We start from the raw sequence: 23,436 nt of genomic DNA, 5'->3' as shown, positions 1-23,436 counted from the left end.
CGATCGGAAATGAGCTTCCGTCATGACGGACCGGTGGTACGCGGAGGCGGTCGTCTACTGCCTCGACATCGACACGTACGCCGACTCGGACGGCGACGGGATCGGCGACATCAGGGGCCTGATCGGCCGCCTCGACTACCTGGCCCGGCTCGGGGTGACCTGTCTCTGGTTGCACCCGATCCATCCCTCGACCCAGCGCGACGACGGCTACGACGCCACCGACTTCTACGGCGTCGACCCCCGGCTCGGCACCCTGGGCGACTTCGCGGAGCTGCTGCACCAGGCCGCCAACCGGGGCATCAAGGTCATCATCGACCTCGTCGTCAACCACACCTCGGACCAGCACCCGTGGTTCGTCTCCGCCCGCTCCTCGCCCGACTCGCCGTACCGGGACTGGTACGTCTGGTCCGACGAGGCGCCACCGGACCGGCGTCAGGGCATGGTCTTCCCCGGCGAGCAGGACGAGACCTGGAGCTACGACCGGACCGCGAAGGCGTGGTTCTACCACCGCTTCTACCGCTTCCAGCCGGACCTCAACTTCGGCAACCCGGCGGTACGGGCCGAGGTCAAGAAGATCATGTCGTTCTGGCTCCAGCTCGGGGTGGCCGGATTCCGGATCGACGCGGCGCCGTTCATCATCGAGCTGACCGAGCCCGGCAACCCGGACTCGCCGAAGGATTTCGAGTTCCTGACCGAGCTGCGCCAGCACGTCCAGTGGCGGCGGGCCGACGCGCTGCTGCTGGCCGAGGCGAACGTGCAGCCGGCGCAGCTCGTCGACTACTTCGGCGACAGCGGCGGCTCCGCGAACCGGCTGCACATGCTCTTCGACTTCATGCTGAACGGCCGGCTGATGCTCGCGCTGGCCCGGCAGGACCCGGAGCCGATCGTCGACGCGCTGCGGGACACCCCGGCGCTGCCGCCCGGTGCCCAGTGGGCCACCTTCCTGCGCAACCACGACGAGATCGACCTCTCCCGGCTCACCGCCGAGCAGCGGGCCCAGGTCTACGCGGAGTTCGGCCCGGACGAGAACATGCGGATCTACGACCGGGGCATCCGGCGCCGGCTCGCGTCGATGCTCGGCAACGACCGGCGTCGGATCGAGATGGCGTACGCCCTCCAGTTCTCGCTGCGCGGCACGCCGGTGCTCCGCTACGGCGAGGAGATCGGGATGGGGGAGGACCTGTCGCTGCCGGGTCGGGAGTCGATCCGTACCCCGATGCAGTGGTCCGGGAAGCCCAACGCCGGCTTCTCCAGCGCCCCGGCCGACAAGCTGGTCCGGCCGGTGATCGACAGCGGCGAGTTCGGCTACGAGCGGGTCAACGTCACCGCGCAGCGGCACGACCCGAAGTCCCTGCTGGCCTGGTTCGAGCGGATGATCCGTACCCTGCGGGAGGCGCCCGAGGTCGGCTCCGGCTCGTGCACGCACGTCGACCAGGAGATGCCGCACGGGGTGCTCGCGCACCGCGCCGACGGCCCGACCGGCTGCATGCTCTTCCTGCACAACCTCGGTACCCGGCCGGCCGTGGTCAACCTGGGCGCGCTGCTGCCGGAGGCGGACATGCCGATCGACGTACTCGCCGACCGGGAGTACCCGCCGGTGGGCAAGCTCGACGCGCTGGAACTGGCCGGGTACGGCTACCGCTGGATCCGGCTGTACCGCTCCGACCTGGTCGAGTGACCCGGTCCCGGCGGGCGGCGGCTCAGGCGGGTCGGGCGGGCCGGCTGCGGCGCAGCCAGAGCAGGCCGAGCACCGGGAGCACCAGCGGGATGTAGCCGTAGCCGCCGCCGAAGTCCGACCAGACGGTGTCGTCCGGGAAGAGCGCCGGGTCGAGCAGGCTCAACGCCCCGACGCTGAGCACCCCGGCGAGTTCCACGGTGCAGCAGACCAGCGCGGTGCGGCGCCCGACCCGGTCGCCCCGGGCCAGCCCGACGGTCGCGACGATGTAGATCGCCGCGGCGAGCGCGGAGAGCAGGTACGCGACCGGCGCCTCGTCGAACTTGGTGATGATCTGCACCCCGGCCCGGCAGCTCGCGGCGATGGCGAAGAGGATGTAGACGGCGACCAGCGCCCGCCCCGGACCGCTGTTGACCCGTCTGGGCGGTGTGCCGGAGGTCGCCGGCTCGGTGGTCACCGGCTCAGCCACCGGGGAGCTGCCAGGTCTGTTGCAGGCGTACCACGACCACCGGGATCACCAGGCAGACGACGGTGACGATCACCGAGCCCCAACGGGTCGGTTCCATCCGAGCCAGCACGCCGGCCAGCGGCGGCAGGCAGACCAGGGTGACCAGGTAGCCGGCGAAGGTGCCGGCCTCGGCGGGCTGCTCGCCGCCGATCCAGGCGACCACCGCCGCGGCGGCGAGCGCCAGCAGCACCAGCTCCAGCACGGCCAGGCCGGCGAGGTGGGAGACGTCCGGCGGCCGGTTGCGCATGGTCGTGACCAGGCTCCAGCCGGCGAGTACGAGCGAGAGCACGATCGAGGACGCGACCAGGAAGTCGTTCATCGGCCGGCCCCGGGGTGTACGCCGGTGCGCGAGGGCGGCGCGGCGGCGCGGGACCGGTCTCGGCTCACCGCCGCAGTCTACTAACCGGCGTAGTAGCGCCGGTGACCGGGGCGGAGGCACAGGTCGACCGCCTATCCGATCTCCTCGGGCCACTCTCATGATATCGGCCTGGCAAGCTGGTTCGCGTCGGCGCGAATGATGATTTCTCAGCCCTGAACCGTACATATGCTCGCCGGAAGCCACGCTTGGACTCACCGGGGGAGCACTGTGTCCGACGCCCGAACTCAGGAGATCGCCGCCGAACAACAGGTCGTCGACCGGGTCTACGCGCGGCTCGACGTGCTGCGGAAGCAGGCGACCGCCCTCGCCGACGAGGGTAGGCAGCGGGCGGCCGCCGGCCCGCTCACCGGGTTGGTGGAGCGCGACGCCATGGCGCACCGGGCCGCCACCCGGCTGCGGGCGCTCGACGCCGAAGCGGAGGGCCTGGTCTTCGGCCGGCTCGACTTCGACGACGGCGAGACCTACCGGATCGGGCGGCTGGGCGTACGAGAGGGCACCGAACCGCTCCTGATCGACTGGCGGGCACCCGCCGCCGCGCCGTTCTACCGGGCCACCCCGGGAGAGCCGCTCGGCGTGGTACGCCGCCGGGTGATCATCTGCCGGGGTCCGCAGGTCGTCGACCTCGACGACGACGTGCTGTCCCCGGACGACGCCGGCAACCTGCGGGTACTCGGCGAGGGTGCGCTGCTGGCCGCGCTGCGCCGCTCCCGTGGCCCGCACATGCGCGACATCGTCACCACGATCCAGCGGGAACAGGACGAGGCCATCCGGGCGCCGGCCCGGGGCGTCACGCTGATCACCGGCGGGCCGGGGACCGGCAAGACGCAGGTGGCCCTGCACCGGGCGGCGTACCTGCTCTACACCGACCGGGGCCGGTTCACCGACGGTCGCATCCTGGTGGTCGGCCCCTCGACGGTCTTCACCAACTACATCGGCCGGGTGCTGCCCTCGCTCGGCGAGGAGAGCGTGCACCTGCGTGCCCTCGGCGAACTCGTCGACGGGGTGGCCGCCACCCGCCGGGACCGGGCGGAGGTCGCCCGGATCAAGGGCAGCGAGCGGATCCGGGACGTGCTCACCGAGCTGATCTGGCAGACGCCGCCGACGGCGCCGGACCGGCTGCGCCTCGTCTACGCCGGGCAGGTGCTCACGGTGGACGGCGACGACCTGCCGGCGGCCCGCCGTCGGGTACGGGAGCGGTGCGAGACGACCGGCACGTTGCCGAACGCCGCCCGCCAGGCCGCCGCCGCGGTTCTGCTGGATGTCCTCTGGAGCAGGGTCGACGGCGAGCACCTCGACCGGCGACTCTTCACCGAGGAGGTCGGCGACCGGGGCGAGTTCCGCCGGTTCCTCCAGGCCTGGTGGCCGGTGCTGACCCCGACGGCCGTACTCGGCTGGCTCGCCGACCCCGCCCGGGTGGTCGGCCTGGACGACCGGGCCGCTGAACTGCTCGCCGACTCCTACCGGGGCCGGCCCGGCGACTGGTCCGTGGACGACGTGCCGCTCCTCGACGAGCTGACCCAACTGCTCGGCGAGCCGCCCGCCGCGCCGAGGGCACCGGAGCCGGAGTGGCGGCTGCGCGAGCTGAGCACCGGTACCCGGGTCGTGCACACCTTCGTGCTCGGCACCGGCCTGCGCGACGGCTGGGAGCTGTACGCGCCGGGGCACCCGACCCCGATCGCCCTCGCCGGACCGGGGATCGACAACGACGCGGTCGGCGCCGCCCAGCGCTGGGCCGAGGCCGTCATCCTCCGGGAGGGGCACCGGGTGGTCGGCTGGACCGACGGGTACGACCCGCACGGCGAGGAGGGCTACGTGCCGGTGCTCGCCGAACCGCTGCCGGTGCCGGAGCCCGAGGACGAGTCGTCGATCGGCGACCCCTACCTGCACGTGATCCTCGACGAGGCGCAGGACCTGTCACCGATGGAGTGCCGGATGATCGCCCGCCGGGCCGAGTACGCCTCGATGACGGTCGTCGGCGATCTCGGGCAGGCGACCCACCCGCTGGCGGTCGACTCCTGGCCCGCACTGCTCGCCCGGCTCGCCAAGCGCGAGGTACGGACGCTGGAGCTGAACACCGGATACCGGGTACCGCAGGTCGTCGCGGAGTACGCGGCCCGGGTCCTCGCCCCCGGCATCGCGCCGACCCGTTCGTACCGGCCCGGCGGGACGCTGTCGGTGCGGCAGGTCGACGATCTCCACGCGGCGGTCCGGGCGGCGGCCGGGCAGGCCCCGCCCGACACGACGGTCGCGGTCATCGCCGCCGACGAGACGGCCGACGAACTCGCCGGGCTCGTCGACGCCCCCGGTGTCGCCGTCGTGCCGGCGAGCCTCTGCAAGGGGCTGGAGTACGACCACGTGGTCGTGGTCGAGCCGGCCGACATCGTGGCCGCCGAACCGCGCGGTCTCAACCGGCTCTACGTCGTGCTGACCCGGGCCGTCGCCGGCCTGGTGGTGCTGCACCGCAAGCCGCTGCCCGAGGCCCTGCGGGAGTGACGTCGACCGGTTCGGGGCGTACCGGGGGACCGGGCGATCATGACCGGATTATCAGCACCTTCTATGATTGGCGGCACCCCGACCGCCACCTCACCGGGAGCCCCTCCGCGTGGACCTGTCCGGCATCGACGCGCTCTCCGCGCTGCTGATCGCCGGTGGTGTGGTGCTGTTCTCCCTCCTCGTCCTCGCCGTGGTGGCGGACCGGCCGAGGACACCGCGACCCGACCCGGAGCGGCTGCGCGCCGCCGCCGAGGAGCTGGAGGCGTACGCGGTGGCGACCCAGACCGACGCCGGCCGGGCCGCCGCGATCGCCGCCGCCGCCCGGGTGGCGCTGGCCGAGGCGGAACGGCACCGGGACGAGGCGTGGGCCTACCAGGAGACGGCCGAGCGGGAGTACGACCGGGCCTGGCAGGCGGTACTCGCCGGTCGGGAGGAGGCGAGCAGGGCACCGGCCGCCGACACCGGATCCGATCCGGAACGGGACCGGGCGGTGGGCCGGGCGGCGCTGGCGGCGTACCGGCGCGGGGATCTCTCACTGCCGCAACTTCGTGAGGTGTTCCGGCGTACCGGAAACTGGGACCCGGCGCAGGAGGAGCGGGAGCGGCTGCTCGACCTCGCCCGGATGCGGCTGGCCGAGGCGCGCCGGGCGTACGACCGGACCGCCGCGCTGGCCCGGCGCGCCGAGCAGGAGGTCAGCAGCGCCGAGGCGGCCGCCTGGGAACTGCTCTCCGAGGCGAACCGGTCGGTCGCCGAGGCGCGGGAGGCGTACCACACCGTCCAGCGGTTCGAGCAGCGGCGCGGCCGGACCCGACGGCGGCGCCGACGGCGGGCCGGCTAGGTCGGCCGGCTGCGCCCCGGTCCGGTGTGTTAGGAAGAATTCCCTGCTCAAAGCGGCGCGAAGAGGGGATACCCGTGCTCACGTTCGGACTGTTCGGCACCGGTCACTGGGCGGCGGAGGTGCACGCGGCCGCGCTCGCCGGGCATCCCCGGGCCCGCCTCGCCGGAGTCTGGGGCCGGGACCCGGCCAAGGCCGAGGCGCTGGCCGACCGCTACGGCGTGCCGGCCTACGCCGACGCCGACGCGCTGATCGAGGACGTGCAGGCGGTCTCGGTGGCGCTGCCGCCGGACGTGCAGGCCGATCTGGCGGTACGGGCCGCCACCGCCGGCCGGCACCTGCTGCTGGACAAGCCGCTGGCGCTGAGCCTGCCGGACGCCGACCGGGTGGTGGCGGCCGCCGCACAGAGCGGAGTCGCCTCGGTGGTCTTCTTCACCAACCGCTTCCAGCCGGCCATCTCCACCTTCCTGGCCAGCGCGGCGGCGACCGGAGGCTGGCAGAGCGCCCGGGGCGTGCACTACGCGTCGATCTTCCAGCCCGGCAACCCGTACGGCGGATCGGCCTGGCGGCGCACCGAGGGCGCGCTCTGGGACGTCGGCCCGCACGCGCTCTCGCTGGTCCTGCCGGTCCTCGGCGAGGTGACCGAGGTCGCCGCGATGAGCGGCCCCCGCAACAGCGTGCACCTGACGCTGGCGCACGGCGAGAGCGCGACCAGCACCCTGTCGCTGGCCCTGGACGCCCCACCCGCCTCGACCACCGTCGAGTTCGCCTTCTACGGCGACGACGGCATCGCGGTGCTGCCGGAGCGGGACAGCACGCCGGTGGACGCGCTCCGGCTGGCGATCGAGCAACTCTGCACCGAGGTCGACAGCGGCACCCGCGACCAGCAGTGCGACGTGCGGTTCGGCCGGGACGTGGTGTCGGTGCTCGCCGCCGCGCAGACCGCCCGCGAGCAGCGCCGCACCGTCACCCTGCCGTCCTGATCCCGGCGCCGACGCTGTCCGCCGCCGGCCGGCCCGAGCCGGCGAGCACGACCCGTCCGCCGGGGTCGGGCCGCCCCGTGACGGCCCGACCCCGGGGGTCGGCGCGGCGGGACGGGCGAGCCACCGGGAGGGGACGGTGCTCGGGCCGGAGCAGCTCCGTCCGCCCGCTACGCCGGGTTGTTCCTGCCAGGAACGCTAGGAATATCCGGTGGTCGCCGGAATGGGGCCGGACGCCGGGCGGAGGTGTAGCTAACCCCACCCCCGGCCGGCGCGTTACCGCACTGCCGCCGCCGGCCCGGACCGGCCAGACTTGACCGCATGAAAACCGGAGCGGTACGCGCCGCCGGGCTCGCCCTGCTGCACGGGGCGGCGCTGGCCGGGCTGGGCCTGGCCGGGGCGGTGGCGCTCCTGGTGCACCTGGTCTTCTTCGTGCCGGGATTCGGGCTCGGCCTGCTCTTCCTGCTGCCGCTGCCGATCCTGGCCGGGCGGCACCTGACCAACCTGGTCCGGCGGCTGGCCGGCGCCGGCTCCGAGCCGGTCGGCTCGCCGTACCGGCCCCGACCGGCGCCGCCGCAGCCGGAGGCGGACGGGCGCTATCCGCACGAGAACCGGCTCTACCGGCGGCCCTGGGTCCCGGCGTTCCTCCGCCTGCTGGACTGGCTCCTCGGCGACCCGGCCACCTATCGGGACCTGGCCTGGATGGCCCTCACCCCGGCGGCCGGGCTACTGCTCGGCGGCCTGCCGGTCGCGCTGGTCGGCGCCGGTGGCTGGTACGCGGTGACCGCCGCCGACCGGCACTGGTGGGCGGTACCGGCCGGACTCGCCCTCGCCGCCGCCGGGCTGGCGTTGGCCCCGTGGCTGCGTACCCTGCACCTGGCGTGGACCCGCTGGTGGCTGGCGCCGACGCAGCGGCAGCCCGGCCGCCTCCGGGTCTGGTACGGCCGACAACTCCTGCTGCTGCTCCGGCTCCTCTCCCTGCTCGGGCTGAGCCTGCTCGCCCTGCCGCTGGCCGCGATCTCCGTCGTCGCCCTGGTGCTGACCTACGGCCTCGGCGTCGTGCCGGTGCTGCCACCCGTGATCGAGAACATCCGCCCGCTGCCGGAACTGCGCCGACGGCTGGCCGGGCAGTGGAGCGGGGTGGCCGTGGAGTCGCCGTACCTGCCCCGGCCGGCGGTGCCGGACCCTCGCCCGGACGGCCGCTACCAGGTCGGCAACAACCTCTACCAGACCGAGCGGTGGGCGGCGTACGGCCTGCGGCTGCGCTGGCTCACCCGGGACCCGGCGAGCTGGCGGGACTTCGGCTGGCTGCTGCTCGACCCGATCGTCGGCGGGCTCTCCCTGGCCGCCCCGCTGGCCGCGATCGGCTACGGGATCTTCGGGCTGGCCATGCCGAGGCTCTGGACGCTGGTCGGGCTGCGGGCCGACGGCGGCACCGACTGGTACGCCTCGGTCGCCGGCTCCGATGCGGCGGCGATCCCGGTCGGGCTGGCCCTGGCCGCGCTCGGCCTGCTGGCCGCCCCGGCGATGCTCCGGGTCAACGGCCGGTGGGCCGCGCTGCTGCTCGCCCCGACCGCCAAGGCCCGGCTGGCGCTGCGGGTGCAGCGGCTCACCGAGACCCGGGCCGACGCCACCGAGACCCAGGCGGCCGAGCTGCGCCGGATCGAACGCGACCTGCACGACGGCGCCCAGGCCCGGCTGGTGGCGATGGGCATCAACCTCGGCAACGTCGAATACCTGCTGGACAAGGATCTGCAGGCCGCCCGGGCGCTGCTGGCCGAGACGCGGCAGGCGTCGGCCAAGGCGCTCATCGAGCTGCGCGACCTGGTCCGGGGGATCCATCCGCCGGTACTCGCCGAGCGCGGGCTCGTCGACGCCGTCCGGGCGCTCGCCCTGGACACCCCGGTCCGGACCGAGGTCACCGTCGAGCTGCCCGGCCGGCCGGAGCCGCCGATCGAGTCGGCGGTCTACTTCGCGGTGAGCGAACTGCTCACCAACGCGGTGAAGCACGCCCGCGCCGCCCGGATCACCGTCGATCTCGGGTACGCCGACGGCCGGCTGCGGGTCGTGGTCGCCGACGACGGGCGGGGCGGCGCGGACGAGGCGCGGGGTAGTGGGCTGCGCGGCATCGCCCGCCGGCTCGGTACATTCGACGGCGTCGTCGACCTGAGCAGTCCGCCGGGCGGCCCGACGGCGGTGAAACTGGAGGTGCCGTGCGCGTTGTCCTCGCCGAGGACCTCTATCTCCTGAGGGACGGCCTGGCCCGGATGCTGACCGCGCACGGCTTCGACGTGGTGGCGGCGGTGGAGACCGGTCCGGAGCTGCTGGCGGCGCTGCTGGAGCTGCGCCCCGACGTCGCCGTGGTGGACGTACGCCTGCCGCCGACCCAGACCGACGAGGGTCTCCAGGCGGCGTTGGCGGCCCGTCGGGAGGTGCCCGGACTGCCGGTGCTGGTCCTCTCCCAGCACGTCGAGCAGCTCTACGCCCGGGAACTGCTCGCCGACGGCACCGGCGGGGTCGGCTACCTGCTCAAGGACCGGGTCTTCAACGCGGAGCAGTTCGTCGACGCGGTACGCCGGGTGGCCGGCGGCGGCATGGCGATGGACCCGGACGTGATCGCCAAGCTGGTCGCCCGGAGCAGCCGGGACGCCCCGATGGCCCGGTTGACGCCCCGGGAGCGGGAGGTGCTGGAGCTGATGGCGGAGGGACGCTCCAACAGCGCGATCGGGCAGCGGCTCTTTCTCAGCGAGAGCGCGGTCGGCAAGCACACCGCCAGCATCTTCGGCAAGCTCGACCTGGCGCAGTCGGACGACGACAACCGTCGGGTACTCGCCGTGCTGGCGTACCTGAACGGCGCTGCCGGCGGCTGAAGCCGGTCCCGTCAGGAGAGTTCGATGATCGCGTCGCCGATGTCGGCCGGGGTCTGGAACTGCTCGGCCGGCAGCGACTGGAGCAACTTCAGGGTCTGGGTGTCGACGCCGGTCTCCTGGGCCCAGCGCACCAGGTCCTCCTTCGACACCGGGTAGTCCAGACCGGCGAGCGACTCCTGCAACTGCATCGCGTTAGCTCGCATGCTGGTCGAATACCCGATCCCGGCCCCGCCACACCCGGCGTTTACCCGGCCGGTCCGCCGGGTAGCCGCCGCCCATGCAGGTTCACCGGCTCGGGGCCCCGGACGACTTCGACCCGCTGTTGGAGCGTATCGGCTCGGCCCGGGTGGTGATGCTCGGCGAGGCGAGCCACGGCACGTACGACTACTACCGGCTGCGCGAGCAGTTGACCCGGCGGCTGATCGCCGAGTGCGGCTTCTCGTTCGTCGCCGTCGAGGGCGACTGGCCGGACTGCGACCTGGCGCACCGCTCCGTGACCGGCGCCCCGGGCGGGGACGACGACCCGCAGCGCGCGCTGGAACGGTTCGAGCGGTGGCCGACCTGGATGTGGGCGAACGCCGAGGTGTCCCGGTTCTGCCGCTGGCTGCGGGCCTGGAACCTGGACCGGCCGGACGGGCAGCGGGCCGGCTTCCACGGGCTCGACGTCTACAGCCTGTGGGACTCGATGCAGGCGATCCTGGACTACCTGGGCGAGGAGGATCCGGCGTCGCTGGAGACCGCCCAGGAGGCGTACCGGTGCTTCGAGCCGTACGGCACCCGGATCGAGGAGTACGGGCTGGCGAGCCGGTTCGTCTCGGCCCGCTGTGAGGAAGAGGTGGTACGGCTGCTGGCGCGTACCCGGGAACGGGCCGCCGCCGACGGTGCCGACGCCTTCTCCGCCTGGCAGAACGCGGAGGTGGTGGCCGGCGCGGAGAAGTACTACCGGGCGATGGTCGGCGGTGGTCCGCAGTCCTGGAACGTCCGGGACAGGCACATGGTCGACACCCTCGACCGGCTGCTGGACCGGTACGGCCCGCAGGCCCGGGCGGTGGTCTGGGCGCACAACACGCACGTCGGGGATGCCCGGGCCACCGACATGGCCGCCGGTGGGATGGTCAACATCGGCCAGCTCGCCCGCGAGCGGCACGGCACCGACGACGTGGTGCTGGTCGGCTTCGGCAGCTATCAGGGCAGTGTGGTCGCCGCCAACCGGTGGGGCGCGCCGGCCGAGGTGATGACGGTGCCGGTGGCCCGGGCCGGGTCGATCGAGGAGCGGCTGCACCACCTGCTGCCCGAGCGCGCGCTGCTGGTCTTCGACTCTGGCGACCGGCCGGACTGGCTGGACGAGGAGGCCGACCACCGGGCGATCGGGGTGGTCTACGACCCGTCCTTCGAGGCGTGGGGCAACTACGTGCCGACCCGGCTCGGCGACCGGTACGACGCCTTCATCTGGTGCGACCACACCACCGCCCTGCACCCGCTCCCCGCCCCCACCGCCCCGGGCGAGCTGGAGACGTACCCGTCGGGGGTGTGACATGTGCGGGCTGTCTGAAGTGGGTCACCGGTAGGGGATTTCCTCGACGGTGCTGGTGCCGGAGCCTTCGCGGGATTCCCAGGTCCAGGTTTCGTGTAGGCGTAGGCGGCCGTCGGGCAGCAGCGAGATCCGGCTGCGGCAGTGACCGGTGGAGGTGTGACCGGCGGTGTTCAGCTGCACGTAGCGGAAGTCGAGGCTGTCGCCGTCCCGGGTGCCGACCAGGTGGCCGCTCCGGATGCTGCCGCCGGAGTACACCGCCGAGATCTCCCCGCCGCGCTCGCGGTAGTCGAAGACGGTCGCGGCCCCGACCTCGCCGCCGTCGACCTCGGCCACCGCGCGGAACCGCCGGCCGTCGAGCGACGGCAGCGGACCTTCGGGTACGTCGCCGGCGAGCCTCCGCTCGAAGCAGAGCTGGTTGTACGGGCTGTCGCCGTACACCGGGATCTGCCGGTAGCCGGCCGAGCGGTAGAGCGCCGCCGCCTCGGGCAGCGATCGGTGGGTGCCCAGCCGCACGGTGTGCAGGCCACGGGCCGCCGCCTCTCCTTCCAACTCGGCGAGGAGTCGGCGGCCGAGCCCCAGGCCACGGGCGTCGCCGTGCACCCAGAGATGGCAGAGTTCCGCGACGCCCGGGGCGAGGGTACGGATTCCGCCGCAGCCGATCGGGTGCCCCTGCTCGTACGCGACCAGGAAGGCGCCGCCGGTCCCGCCGAGTTCGGCCGGGTCTGCCAGCGCCCGGCTGTCGTACCCCTCGGGAAACCTGGTGGACAGTTCGGCGGCGTACCCGGTCAGGCACTCCCGGGCGGTGGCCGAGCCGGCGTCGGTCGGCTCGACGGTGACGGCGGCCAGCCGGAGCAGCCGGCGGACCCGCTGCTGGGCGGTGATCAGTTCCGCCCGTTGGGCTGCGGTGAGCGGGGCCAGCAGTTGGCCGGCGGCGGCGGTCGAGCGGCGCTCCAGTTCGGCGAGTTCGGCGCTGCCGGCGTCGGTCGGTTCGGCCACCCGGACCCGGCCGTCCGTCTCGTGTGCCCGAAGCTGGACCAGGCCCTGCCCTTCGAGGGAGCGGAGCGACCGGCTGAGGTAGCCGGAGTCCCAGCCGAGCCGGCTGCGCAGGTCGCGGACGGTGGCGCCGGTGCCGATCTCGTAGAGCAGCCGGGCCTCGCTGAGTGGTCGATCCTGCCCGAGGTAGCGGTCGGTGAGCAGCCCGATCCGCTGCGAGTAGTAGCGGTTGAAGTCGCGGACCGACCGCGCCTGGTCGAGCATGGTCCCCTGGGCAGAAATCCCGGTCATTCCTCTGACTATAGTCAGAGATCTTTCGGCGGTCAGTCCTGCGGCGGCGCCGCGACGACAGGTGGAGAAGCGCAGTGCCGGCCGCTGCGACGTCGGCGGCGGCCGGCCGGGACGGCCCCGCACCGCCCACGGTGTGGAATGGCCAGCAAGATTCTTGGCGATCTATGGTTCCCGACGAACCACACTTCTCCAAGAATCTTGGAGACACCCTGTAGGTGGAGGTCTCGCGGCGGTCAAGCCTCCGGGACTCCGGTCCGGAACTCTGGCGGGTCGTGCATCAGGAAGTCCCGGTGACTGATGTTCCAGGCGTACGCGCCGGCCATGTCGAAGACGATCGTGTCGCCGGCCGCGATCCGGCCCGGCGGCGGCAGTTCGGCCGCGTCGGCCACCCGCGCCAGTACGTCCTTCGGGGTGCAGAGCTGCCCGACGATCGTCACCGGCCCGCTCCCGGTAACCGGCCGGGGAAACGGGTACCCCCACTCGGGGCGGGGCAGCACCGAGAACGGCTGGGAGTGCGACTTCGCGGCCGGGGTACGGAGCTGGTGCGTGCCGCCGGTCACCACCACGAACCACTCGGCACCGGAGCGTTTCACGTCCAGCACCTCGACCCGATAACGACCACAGTAGACGGTCATCGCCCGGCCCGGCTCGATCCGCAGTGTCCGGCCCGGATACTCGGCGAGCAGCCGGGCCAGCCCGGCGCCGTACGCCGACCAGTCGAACCGAGCCGCCGGATCGGTGTAGTCGACCGCCATGCCGCCACCGACGTTCACCTCGCGGGCGTCGAGTTCGGCCACCGCCCACTCGACCACCGTCCGGGCCACGGCGGCGGCGCCGGGTGCGCCGAGCCCGCTGCCGAGGTGGGCGTGCACGCCCCGGATCCGGATTCCCGGCAGGTCGAGCCGGGCACAGGCCCGGGCATCTTCCGGCGACATCCCGAACGGGCTGGGCCGACCGCCCATCACGAGTACCGCCTCGCCGACCGGTACCGGCAGGTTGACCCGGAGCAGGACGTCGGCGACCGTACCCCGGTCCACGGCCAGCCGAGCGAGCCGACGCAGCTCGGTCGGGGACTCGACGTGGAACCGGCGTACCCCGGCGGCCAGCCCGGCCATCAGTTCCGCATCGGTCTTGCCCGGTCCGCCGAACGCCGCCGGGGGAGTGCCCGGGAAGACCTCGGCCAGGTGCCGCAGCTCGCCGCCGCTGGCCGCCTCGAAACCGTCGACGTGCGGCGCCAGGGTGCGCAGGATTCCCGGATCGGGGTTCGCCTTCATCGCGTAGAGAAGTTCGAGCCCGGGCGGCAGCGCAGCCCGGATCGCCGCCGCCGAACCGTCCAGCCCGGCCAGGTCGTACCAGTAACTCGGCTTGACGTGCTCGGTCACCACGATGCCTTTCGCTCGCGCTGTGGGGCTCGCAACCCCGGCTCACTCCTCGCGCTCACGGGCCTGCCTTTCGTTCGCGCTGTGGGGCTCGCAACCCCGGCTCACTCCTCGCGCTCACGGGCCTGCCTTTCGTTCGCGCTCACCAGCGCTCTCCGATGGGGTTGGGGAACGGCAGGTAGCCGGCGTTCCGGTCGGCGGCGCGCTGCCAGCGCACCAGCAGGTTGGCCTTGACCGGCAGCGGAACCCCGGACAGCAGGGCACGCAGCCGGGGCGGGTCGCCGAGCCGGCTGGAGGTCTCCCGGACCACCTCGCGCAGCGCCGCCCAGAGCCGCGCCTCGACCCCGGGGTGCGCGTCGGCCAGCGCACCGGCCAGCTCCACCAGGTGGTTGACGAAGAGGCAGTAGCTGACCCGGTTGAACGCCTGCTCGGGGTCGTATCCGATCGGGGCCGGCAGGTGTGCGAGCCAGTCGGCCCGGCGTTCGGTGTCGAGCTTGACGCCCTCCAGGTCGCGCAACAGCATCCGCACCGGCCACCGGTCGGCGTCCAGCACCACCACCACATTCTGCAGGTGGGCCTCGTGCACCACCCCGTGCCGCCACCAGAGTTCGAGCACGGCCGGGACGAGCAGCCGGACGTACGCGTCCCACCAGCCGACCGGATCGGGCACCGCCAGCGGGGCGGCGGCCAGGGCGGCGGCGATCAGCGGGGTCTCGCCCTCGGCCAGGTGCGGGCGCAACCCGCCGCGCAGGATCACCCCGTACGTCTCGTCCAGCCCCGGCAGCTCCACCGTCCGGTACGCCGGCTCGGGCAGCAGCGCCACCCCGGCCGGCAGGGGCAGCTCGGCGAGGAGCCGGGTCAGCGCCACCGCACCGGTCAACTCGTAGCGGGCGTTCTTGCGTACGCAGTTGGTGATCCGGATGTGCAGGCTGGTCTTGACGAAGAGGTCGGCCCGGGGCGCGTAGAGGGTCCGGACGCTGGCGGTCGGGCGGAGTACCGCACCGGCGGTGCCGAGGTCGCGCAGCCGGGGGTCGAGCGGCCCGGAGAGCTCGTACTGCCAGGGGTGCACCGGCAGTACGGCGTGCCCGGCCGGCGGTACCGGCGGATCGAGTGCCCCGATCAGCTCGTCGAAGGGTCCCTCCGAGCCGAGCAGTGCCTCCGGTACGGCGATCCAGCGCAGCCGCAGGCTGGTGCGCAGTTCGGGGGCGTACGCGTTCCACGCCTCGACGTCGCCGCTGCGCCACTTCGGGGCCGGGTGCCGGGGATGACCGTGCACAAGTGACTGCTCAGAGTCCACATAGGAGTCGACGACCGGGTCGCCGGTCGGGTCCGGGTCGGTGGGCGGGCGCAGCCGGAGTACCCGGTCCAGCGCGTCCCGGCTCGCCACCACCTGCCCGGTGAACTCGTCGTTGCGTACCCCCGTGCGCAGGGTCAGCTCGTCGGCGACCAGGGCGGCGAGCCCGGCCGCGTCAACCGGTGACCAGGCACCGGCGGAGAACCGCTGCACCGGACCCTCGTAGCGGTGCGCCCCCACCTCGGAGACCCGGGCCACCGCACAGCGCAGCAGTACGGCGCTGCGCGGCAGCCGTACCACGGCGTGCCCGTCGGCCAGCGTCGTCTGCCGTTCCGGGCCGGCGACCTCCCGGGCGACGCAGCCGAGCAGCGTGTGCGTGCTGGCGACGTCGGCGGTACGCCGGGACACAGCGGCGGTCATCGACAGCTCCTCGTCGCGACGCGGCCCGCGCCCGACCGCGGTCACCGATCGGACCGCAGGTAGTTGGGGCCGGTACGCAGGTAGTACTTGTTGATGTCGGCACAGCCGGTGCGCTGCTTCGGCAGCAGCGTTCCGGCGGTGAGCATCGCCTTGACCGGCAGCCGGTCGGCGGTCAGGACGCGCTCGGTGAGCAGCCGTCCGGCGGCGGCGGTGTCCCAGCCGGCCGGGCCGTCCGGGGGCGTGCGGGCCGGGGCGGCGGTCCAGCGGTCCCGGGCGGCGGTCCAGCGGTCCCGGGCGGCGCGCAGCCGGTGCCGCAGCGCCGGGCCGGGAGCCGGCACCGGCACGCCCCGCTCGGCCAGGGAGCGCAGCGGCGCGGTCGCGGCCAGGTGCAGGGTGATCGTGGTGAAGACGTCGGCCAGCTCGCCGGGATCCGCCACCCACATCCGCTCGTCCCGCAGCCCGGGCCCGGCGCGCCGGGCCAGCCGGGCGCCGTCGTTGTCCTTGTAGAGCAGCCGGAGGCCGGGGCTGCCCTGGACGGCGGCACCGGGCGGGTCGAGGACGAGGTGGATGTTCTGCTGGTGCGCCTCCAGCGCGATGCCGTGCCGCAGCCACAGGAAGACGTGCCAGTCGACCAGCAGGTCCAGATAGGACTCCAGCAGCGGGCGCGGGTCCGGCCCACCCACCCGCTGCGCGACCGTACCGCCGGCCGGGTCCTCGGCGGCCAGCGCGGCGGCCGGTACCACGACCCGCCCGGCCAGCTCGGCGGTCGGGAAGCGGCGGACCAGGAAGGACCGGACCGGGTCGCCGGCATGGCCGTAGCAGCCCTCGTCGGCGTGCAGGATCCGCCCGGCGAACGCCGGCTCGGCGGCGGCGATCCGGGCCAGCAGCCGGTGCAGTTCCGCGCCGTCGACCAGGGTGCCCGGTGCGATGGTACGGATGTTCCGGGCCCCGAGCGTCGCCGTGGCCAGCGGCAGCTTCAGATGCGTGTACGGGTCGGCGAGCAGCGCCACCGTCCGGGTCGACAGGGTCGGCCGGACGAGCACCTCGGGCACGTCGGCGCGGACCGGCAACTGGAGCCGGTCGGCGGTGACCGGATGCACCGGCAGCAGTACGGTCTCCGGCTCACCGGACGGCGGCCACCAGTGCGGCAGCGTGCCGCTGAGGGTCAGCTCGGCGCGGGTCACCGGCAGCCAGCGCAGCGCGAAGGTCGGGGCGTGCTCCGGGGCGTACCCGAGCAGGGCGCCGCGGTCCAGGCCGATCCGGGCCCGGCTGGTCGGATAGACGGGATGATCGGTCCGGGCCGCCAGTACGTCGTCGAGCAGCGCCCCGGCCATCCCGTCCGGGGTCACGGCGCGGGCGGCGAGCAGATCGGCGTGCACCCGGGAGCGGGTCTCGGCGGCGAGCCGGCGGGCGACGAGATCGTCCCGGCATTCGGCCCGGAACGCCTCCCAGCCCGCCTCGGCGTCCGGATCGTCCACCGGGGCGAGAAGATCCAGCAACTCGTCGAGGCGCCGCACCACCCGCCCCGTGGCCGGCTCACCGTCCGGCAGCGCCACGGTCTGCGGCGGCTCGGCGTCCGGCAGCGCCACGGTCTCCGGCGGCTCGCCGTCGGGCAGCGCCGCGACCCCCGTCGGCTCGGCGTCGGGGAGTGCCACGAGTTCGGGGCGGGCGGTGCGCAGGTCGTGCTGGAAGCCGTCGGGCCGGACCGGGAGCCGCAGCCGGGCGCCGGGGATCCGGGTCAGCCACCAGTGCCCGCTGCGGTACCCGTTGCCGGTCAGGCCGAGGTGGTCCTCCCGGAGCAGCGCGTCCAGTACCCGCTGGAAGAGCTGCCGCTCGGCGGCGTCGGCGCCGGCCCCGGTCACCGCACCGCCCGGGAGAGCCGGTGGGCGCCGCCGCCGGGTGCGGCCCGTTGTTCCGATCGCCGTCGCGTGGTCATGCTTCGATCTTCCAACGGTGGGCCGCCCGGAAGTCACGCAGCGCCTCGCGCACCGACTCCGGATCGGGGCCGATCGCGTGCAGCGCGGCCAGGTAGTCCCGGTTCGTGCCGGTCAGCGGCGCGGTCGTCCCGACAGTCCGGAGTGGACGGCAGCCGAGCAGGACCCCGGCCGGCCCGGTCGCGTCCACCGGGCCCGGCGCGGCGACCAGGCGCCCGGAGCGGTCGGCGCAGACCCACTCCACCCGGGCGTACCGGTCCAGCGTCACCGGGTCGGGCAGCGCCGGCAGCGGGTCACCGGCGTGCAGCTGGATGACGTACGCGAAGAGCGGCAGGTCGAGCAGTTCCGCCATCACCAGGTCGACCCGGTCGCCGATCAGCCGGTAGTTGACCTCGACGAGCCGGGCCCGGCCGTCGGCGACGACGAACTCGGTGTGGCAGGCGCCGAAGCCGACGCCGAGCGCGTCGAGCTGGGCGAGCACCTGGGCCAGTACCGGCGCCGGCAGGTCCGGGGCCCAGTCGACGGCCTCCTCGGTGAAGGTCGGCGGCGGCCCGAGGCTGGTCCGCCAGCCGCCGAGCACGGCGGTGCGGGTGCCGTCGCCGAGGGTCTCCAGGGTGTACAGGTCGCCGGTCAGGTACTCCTCGACCAGCAGGTCCTGGCCGGGGCGGCGGGCGCGGATCTCGGCGACCCGGCGGCGCAGCTCGGGCAGACCGTCGACCAGGTAGACGTCCTCGCTGGCCACACCCTCCCGGGGCTTCACCACCGCCGGGAAGGGCACGGTGGCGGCCTGCTCCGCAGCGTCCTGCGGGCCGAGCGCCACCGCGGCCACCCGGTCCAGGCGCGCGTCGGCGACGGTACGCCGGGTCAGCCGCTTGTCCTTGCTCCGCAACGTCGCCCGCCAGTCCTTGCCGGGCAGTCCGAGGTATGCGGCGGCGAGCGCGGTGGGGGTCTGTAGGTGGTCGCTGTTGGAGAGCAGCGCGACCGGCGGCTCGCCCCGGTGCACCGCGTCGAGTACGCCCCGCACGTCGCGGACGTCCGCGCCGACCACCTCCGCCCCGGACCGCCGCTCGGTACTCGTCGGCCAGGCGGCGGGCTGGTCGGTCAGGACCGTCACCGGCAGCCCGAGCCGGGCGGCCGCCGGCAGGAAGCCGTCGAGTACCGAGTCGGTCGGGTTGAGCGCGGTCAGGTAGAGCCGCACGGCGTTACTTCGCGGGGTCGACCTGGAAGGTCTGCGCGATGTCGTCGAGGACGAAGTGGGCGCCCTGGACCGAGACCGAGGTCATCCAGAGTTCGTCCTTGACCTCGTACACGTGCTTGGCCTGCACCCCGGCGAGCCGGTTCCACAGCGGGTTGGCCTGGAACCTGTCCCGATAGCTCTCGCCGCCGCTGTAGGTGGTGACGAAGATGTGGTCCGCGTCGGCCAGCTCGATCTGCTCCTCGCTGATCTCGGTGGCGAAGGTCTCCTCGTTCTGCGAGGCGGGGCGCTTCAACCCGGCGTCGGCCAGGATGATGCCGATGAACGACGCCTTGGCCATCAGCCGGGTCGGGCCGTCCACGAACCGGACGACCGAGACGGAGGGATTGTTCGCCTTGGTGTTGACCTCGTCGCCGATCTTCTTGGCCCGCGCCTCGTACGCGGCCAGCTCCTGCGCGGCCTTGGCCTCCTCACCGAGCGCCTTGCCGAGCAGGGTGATGTTGTCCTTCCAGATCGGACCGGTGGTCTTGACGAAGACGGTGGGCGCGATCGCGGAGAGCTTGTCGTAGAGCGCCTCGTGCCGGACGGTCGCCGACACGATCAGGTCCGGCCGGAGCGAGGCGATCAGTTCGAGGTTGGGGTTGTCCAGCGGGCCGATGTCCTTGGTGTCCTTGACCGCGTCGCCGAGGTAGTCCGGGAAGGTCTTCTGGTTGCGGTAGCTGGCGATCCCGCCGACCAGCGGCCGGTCGAGCAGGACGACCGCCTCCACCAGGCTGTTGTCCAGGGCCACGATCCGCTGCGGCTTGGCCTTGAGTTCGGTGCTGCCCTTGTCGTGGGTGACGGTCCGGGGGAATCCGGCGTCGGCGGCGGCAGCCCCCTGACCGGTGTCGGACCCGCCCGCCGGCTCCGAGGTGCCGCAGGCCGACAGCCCGACGGCCAGGGTCAGCCCGGTCAGACCGGCGGTGAGCCGGAGGGCTGCACCGCGACCGCGCGCGAATCGACGCATGGAGTGTTCCTTCTTCCTGTTACTAAAGCGTGTAGCTGAAGCTCTTTACTAAGGTAAGGCTCGCCTACTTCGCAGTTAGGTTAGCCTTGCTCACCGCCGAAGGGAAACTGCGAGGCCGGTCACGCCGTCCCGGGTCGCCCCTGGTCACCGTGCTGCCCGGTGCCTCCCACGCCGGTGACCCGGCGTGCACGACCCTCCGGTACGACGATCGGCGTACCGGCCACCGGGCAGGAGATGATGCGGCAGTCGAGGCCGAACACCTCCCGGACCAGTTCCGGCGTCACCACCTCGGTCGGCGGGCCGGCCGCGACGACCCGGCCGGCCCGCATCGCGACCAGGTGGTCGGCGTACCGGCACGCCTGGTTCAGGTCGTGCAGCACCATCACCACCGTGGTGCCGTCCCGCTGGTTCAACTCGGCGACCAGCTCCAGCACCTCCACCTGGTAGGCCAGATCCAGATAGGTGGTCGGCTCGTCCAGCAGCAGTACCGGGGTGTCCTGGGCCAGCGCCAGCGCGATCCAGACCCGCTGCCGCTGGCCGCCGGAGAGTTCGTCCACGCTCCGCTCGGCCAGCTCGGCGGTACCGGTGGCGGCCAGCGCCGCGTCGACGACCTGCTCGTCGGCCCGGGACCACTGCCGCCACCAGTGCTGGTGCGGGGTACGCCCCCGGGCCACCAGGTCCCGCACGGTGATCCCGTCCGGGGCGATCGGCGACTGCGGCAGCAGCGCCAACCGCTGGGCGAGGTCCCGGTTCGACAGGCTGGCGATCGGGTCACCGTCGAGATAGACCACCCCGGCGGCCGGTGCCAGCAGCCGGGAGAGCGCCCGCAGCGCCGTCGACTTGCCGCAGGCGTTCGGCCCGACCAGCGCGCTGACCTTGCCGGCCGGCAGCTCGATGTCGAGGCTCTCGGCCACGATCCGGTCGCCGTACCCCAGCCGAAGGTCGCTGCCGAGCAGCGCGGTCATCTCGTCCTCCACATGATCGTCGAGCCTCGCCGGTCGCCGCCGCCGGCCGGGGCGTCCCCGCCGGACACTCAACCGGCCCGGCCGACCCGGTTCGCCCGGGCCAGCAACCACATCAGGTACGGCGCCCCGACCGCACCGGTGACGACGCCGACCGGCAGCTCGATCGGCGCGAGTACCAGCCGGGCCGCCAGGTCGGCGAGGAGCAGCAGGGCGGCGCCGACGCAGCCGCTGGCCAGCAGCGGCAGGTTCGCGGTGCCGGTGAGCCGCCGGGCGATCTGCGGCGAGGCGAGCGCGACGAAACCGATCGGGCCGGCCGCCGCCGTCGCCACCGCCGCCAGCACCACCGAGGCGAGCAGCAGTACGATCCGGGCCCGGTCCACCGGCAGGCCCAGCGCCCGCGCCGTGTCGTCGCCGTACTGGAGCAACTGGTACGGCCGGACCAGTCCCAGCACCACCGGCACGACCGCGAGCAGGGCCAGCCCGATCCACCAGGCGTGCTCGAAGCCGCGCCCGTTCAGCGAGCCGGTCAACCACACCATCGCCCGGGACGCCTCGTCGATGTCGGCCCGGGCCAGCAGCCAGCTCGTCAGCGCGGTGAGCGCCCCCTGCACGCCGAGGCCGACCAGTACGAACCGGAACCCGGTGATGGTCCCGTCCCGGAACGCCATCCCGTAGCTGATGCTCGCCGCGACCAGCGCACCGAGCAGCGCGCCGAACGGGACACTGACGTACGAGCCGGCGCCGGCCGAGGTCACCCCGCCGATCAGCACCGCCGCCACCCCGCCGGTGCTCGCCCCCGCGGTCACGCCGATCAGGTCCGGGCTGGCCAGCGGGTTGCGGGTGACCGCCTGCATCAGCGCGCCGGCCAGCCCGAACGCGCAGCCGACCAGCAGCGCGGTCAGCGCCCGGGGCAGCCGAAGCTCGCGCACGATCAGCATCGCGTCCGCGCCGCCGGTGCCGGTGAGGGCGGCGACGACGTCACCGACCGGGATCGGGAACTCGCCGACCGAGACCGAGGCGACCAGCCCGGCGGCGGCGAGCGCCAGCACCACCAGCAGCACCCCGAGCACCCGGGGACGGACGATCCCGCCGAGCCCGGCCAGCTCCCAGCCGACCCGGCCCCGCCGGGGGAGGCGGAGGCTGCGGAGGCTCATCGGGTCTGCTCCCGGAACCTGCCGCGCTTCACCAGCATGATCAGGAAGGGGGCGCCGATCATCGCGGTCACCACCCCGGCCTGCACCTCACCGGGATGGTCCAGGAGCCGGCCGAGGGTGTCGGCGCCGAGCAGCAGCGCCGCGCCGGCCAGCGCCGATCCGGGCAGCAGCCAGCGCAGGTCCGGACCGGTGAAGGTGCGCACGAGGTGCGGCACGACCAGCCCGACGAAGGTGACCGGGCCGGCGGCGGCCACCGCCGCGCCGGTCAACAGGATCACCCCGACCGCGCCGAGCAGCCGGGTGGTGCCGACCCGCACCCCGAGCGAACCGGCGAGGTCGTCGCCGAGGGCGAGCGCGTTCAGCCTCGGCGTGATGAACGCCACCAGCAGCAACCCGGCCAGGACGAACGGGCTCAGTTGGCCGGCCAGGCCGCCGTCCCGGCCGGCGAGCGAACCGACCGCCCAGAACCGGTACTGGTCCAGCGTGCGCACGTCCAGCAGCACCAGCGCGTTGGTGAGGCTCATCAGCAGCGCGGTGACCGCCGCGCCGGCGAGGGCGAGCTTGACCGGGGAGGTGCCGCCCCGGCTCGCCGACGCCCGGGCCGCACCGCCGATGGCGTAGACGAGGGCGCCGGCCAGGGCGGCACCGAGGAAGGCGAACCAGACGTACTGGTAGGGCGAGGTCAGGCCGAAGACGCCGATGCTGGTCGCCACCGCCAGCGCGGCCCCGGCCGAGATGCCGAGCAGCCCGGGATCGCCGAGCGGATTGCGGGTGAGTTCCTGGGCCAGCGTGCCGGCCACCCCGAGCGCGATCCCGACCAGCAGGCCGAGCAGCGTACGCGGGAAGCGCAGTTCCGCGACGAGCAGCGCGTCCCCGCTCCGGTCGCCGGTCAGCGCCCGCAACGCCTCGCCCGGCGGTACGTGCTTGGAACCGATCAGCACGCTCGCCAGGCAGGTCAGCGCAACCACGGCGAGCAGCACCAGCACCAACCCGGTACGCCGACCGGCCGTACTCCGGGCTGGTCGCGGTGGCGCCTCGCCCGGTGCTGCCGGGACGCGGAGGGTTAGGGGCACCTAAGTAAGATAAGCCACGCCTAACCAGCAGCTCAGCGGGGCTGCCGGCAGCATGACGGACCCGGGTGGCGGGTGCCTCGATCCTGGGCACCCACCACCCGGGTCCGGGTGGAAATCAGGGCCGGAACGCGTCCCGGGTGTCCCGCGCGGCGTCGACCACGTGGTCACCGGCCTGCTTGACGTTCGCCTCGGTCTGCTCGGTGGCGCCCTCGGCACGCAGCCGGTCGTTGTCGGTCGCCTCGCCGGTCTTCTCCTTGGCCGCTCCGGCGACTTCCTCGATCTTGTGCCGGATCTTGTCTCCCATGCCCATCGTGTCCTCCAGTTTCTCGCCGAGCTGCTCTCCGCACCTCGCCGGCCTATAAATGCCCGGCGGTGTCCCGGCCGAAACAGGGCACGGCGGCGCGGCGAGCAGTTTCCGGCCCGACGCGCTTCCGGCCCGGACGGGCTTCCGGCCCGAC

The 23,436-nt window shown here is 73.7% G+C and carries 20 protein-coding genes; 7 read left to right on the top strand and 13 right to left on the bottom strand.

The window, feature by feature from the left end:
- Positions 1 to 22: 22 nt before the first annotated feature.
- Positions 23 to 1,678, top strand: a complete 1,656-nt coding sequence (locus C6361_RS14060) for an alpha-amylase family protein (protein ID WP_107268026.1) — start codon at positions 23 to 25, stop codon at positions 1,676 to 1,678.
- Between the two features lie 22 nt (positions 1,679 to 1,700).
- Here C6361_RS14060 and C6361_RS14055 read toward each other — a convergent pair whose 3' ends face one another.
- Complete coding sequence (locus C6361_RS14055; protein WP_369931388.1) at positions 1,701 to 2,144, bottom strand: hypothetical protein; 444 nt, start codon at positions 2,142 to 2,144, stop codon at positions 1,701 to 1,703.
- Positions 2,137 to 2,502: a hypothetical protein gene (locus tag C6361_RS14050; protein ID WP_107257994.1), complete on the bottom strand. Its 366-nt coding sequence runs from the start codon at positions 2,500 to 2,502 to the stop codon at positions 2,137 to 2,139. Before C6361_RS14050 ends, C6361_RS14055 begins: the two co-directional genes overlap by 8 nt.
- A gap of 267 nt (positions 2,503 to 2,769) precedes the next feature.
- Between C6361_RS14050 and C6361_RS14045 the strand changes: the two genes are divergently transcribed.
- The 5 genes from C6361_RS14045 (at position 2,770) to C6361_RS14025 (ending at position 9,740) form a co-directional block, all read left to right on the top strand.
- Complete coding sequence (locus C6361_RS14045) at positions 2,770 to 5,055, top strand: UvrD-helicase domain-containing protein (RefSeq protein ID WP_107268025.1); 2,286 nt, start codon at positions 2,770 to 2,772, stop codon at positions 5,053 to 5,055.
- 109 nt (positions 5,056 to 5,164) lie between these two features.
- The gene (locus C6361_RS14040) at positions 5,165 to 5,893 is read left to right on the top strand and encodes a hypothetical protein (RefSeq protein WP_107268024.1); all 729 of its coding nucleotides are present in this window, start codon (positions 5,165 to 5,167) and stop codon (positions 5,891 to 5,893) included.
- Between the two features lie 74 nt (positions 5,894 to 5,967).
- Positions 5,968 to 6,873: a Gfo/Idh/MocA family protein gene (locus C6361_RS14035; protein ID WP_107257997.1), complete on the top strand. Its 906-nt coding sequence runs from the start codon at positions 5,968 to 5,970 to the stop codon at positions 6,871 to 6,873.
- Between the two features lie 318 nt (positions 6,874 to 7,191).
- A complete protein-coding gene (locus tag C6361_RS14030; protein ID WP_107268023.1) occupies positions 7,192 to 9,120 on the top strand; it encodes a sensor histidine kinase in 1,929 nt (642 codons plus the stop codon).
- Complete coding sequence (locus tag C6361_RS14025; protein ID WP_107257998.1) at positions 9,084 to 9,740, top strand: response regulator transcription factor; 657 nt, start codon at positions 9,084 to 9,086, stop codon at positions 9,738 to 9,740. The genes C6361_RS14030 and C6361_RS14025 overlap by 37 nt, the downstream gene beginning before the upstream one ends.
- Before the next feature lie 11 nt (positions 9,741 to 9,751).
- On the opposite strand, the gene C6361_RS14020 is transcribed toward C6361_RS14025, so the two are convergent.
- Entirely contained in the window at positions 9,752 to 9,943 is a 192-nt protein-coding gene (locus C6361_RS14020) for a DUF2795 domain-containing protein (protein ID WP_107257999.1), read from the bottom strand.
- 74 nt (positions 9,944 to 10,017) lie between these two features.
- On the opposite strand from C6361_RS14020, the gene C6361_RS14015 reads away from it, so the two are divergent.
- Entirely contained in the window at positions 10,018 to 11,274 is a 1,257-nt protein-coding gene (locus C6361_RS14015; RefSeq protein ID WP_107268022.1) for an erythromycin esterase family protein, read from the top strand.
- Between the two features lie 24 nt (positions 11,275 to 11,298).
- On the opposite strand, the gene C6361_RS14010 is transcribed toward C6361_RS14015, so the two are convergent.
- From C6361_RS14010 to C6361_RS13965, 10 genes are all read right to left on the bottom strand, one after another.
- Positions 11,299 to 12,558, bottom strand: a complete 1,260-nt coding sequence (locus tag C6361_RS14010) for a bifunctional helix-turn-helix transcriptional regulator/GNAT family N-acetyltransferase (protein WP_234359485.1) — start codon at positions 12,556 to 12,558, stop codon at positions 11,299 to 11,301.
- Between the two features lie 233 nt (positions 12,559 to 12,791).
- Positions 12,792 to 13,940 carry a type III PLP-dependent enzyme gene (locus C6361_RS14005; protein WP_107268020.1) on the bottom strand — a complete coding sequence of 383 codons (1,149 nt, stop codon included), beginning with the start codon at positions 13,938 to 13,940 and terminating at the stop codon, positions 12,792 to 12,794.
- Positions 13,941 to 14,079: 139 nt separating this feature from the next.
- A complete protein-coding gene (locus tag C6361_RS14000; protein WP_107270941.1) occupies positions 14,080 to 15,651 on the bottom strand; it encodes an IucA/IucC family siderophore biosynthesis protein in 1,572 nt (523 codons plus the stop codon).
- A 41-nt stretch (positions 15,652 to 15,692) separates the two neighbouring features.
- Complete coding sequence (locus C6361_RS38990; protein WP_199853346.1) at positions 15,693 to 17,513, bottom strand: IucA/IucC family protein; 1,821 nt, start codon at positions 17,511 to 17,513, stop codon at positions 15,693 to 15,695.
- Between the two features lie 70 nt (positions 17,514 to 17,583).
- Positions 17,584 to 18,783 (bottom strand): acetyl-CoA carboxylase biotin carboxylase subunit family protein, encoded by a 1,200-nt coding sequence (locus tag C6361_RS13990; RefSeq protein WP_107268019.1) that lies wholly within the window; start codon positions 18,781 to 18,783, stop codon positions 17,584 to 17,586.
- A 4-nt stretch (positions 18,784 to 18,787) separates the two neighbouring features.
- Complete coding sequence (locus tag C6361_RS13985) at positions 18,788 to 19,786, bottom strand: ABC transporter substrate-binding protein (protein WP_107268018.1); 999 nt, start codon at positions 19,784 to 19,786, stop codon at positions 18,788 to 18,790.
- A 119-nt stretch (positions 19,787 to 19,905) separates the two neighbouring features.
- Positions 19,906 to 20,751: an ABC transporter ATP-binding protein gene (locus tag C6361_RS13980; RefSeq protein ID WP_107270939.1), complete on the bottom strand. Its 846-nt coding sequence runs from the start codon at positions 20,749 to 20,751 to the stop codon at positions 19,906 to 19,908.
- A 68-nt stretch (positions 20,752 to 20,819) separates the two neighbouring features.
- Positions 20,820 to 21,905 (bottom strand): iron chelate uptake ABC transporter family permease subunit, encoded by a 1,086-nt coding sequence (locus C6361_RS13975; RefSeq protein WP_107258005.1) that lies wholly within the window; start codon positions 21,903 to 21,905, stop codon positions 20,820 to 20,822.
- Entirely contained in the window at positions 21,902 to 22,978 is a 1,077-nt protein-coding gene (locus C6361_RS13970) for an iron ABC transporter permease (RefSeq protein WP_234359484.1), read from the bottom strand. Before C6361_RS13970 ends, C6361_RS13975 begins: the two co-directional genes overlap by 4 nt.
- A gap of 115 nt (positions 22,979 to 23,093) precedes the next feature.
- Entirely contained in the window at positions 23,094 to 23,288 is a 195-nt protein-coding gene (locus C6361_RS13965) for a CsbD family protein (protein ID WP_107258006.1), read from the bottom strand.
- Positions 23,289 to 23,436 lie beyond the last annotated feature (148 nt).

It is taken from the genome of Plantactinospora sp. BC1 (assembly GCF_003030345.1).
Classification (GTDB): domain Bacteria; phylum Actinomycetota; class Actinomycetes; order Mycobacteriales; family Micromonosporaceae; genus Plantactinospora.
The sequence above is the reverse complement of the archived record's forward strand: the minus strand, read 5'-3'. Positions and strand labels throughout refer to the sequence as shown.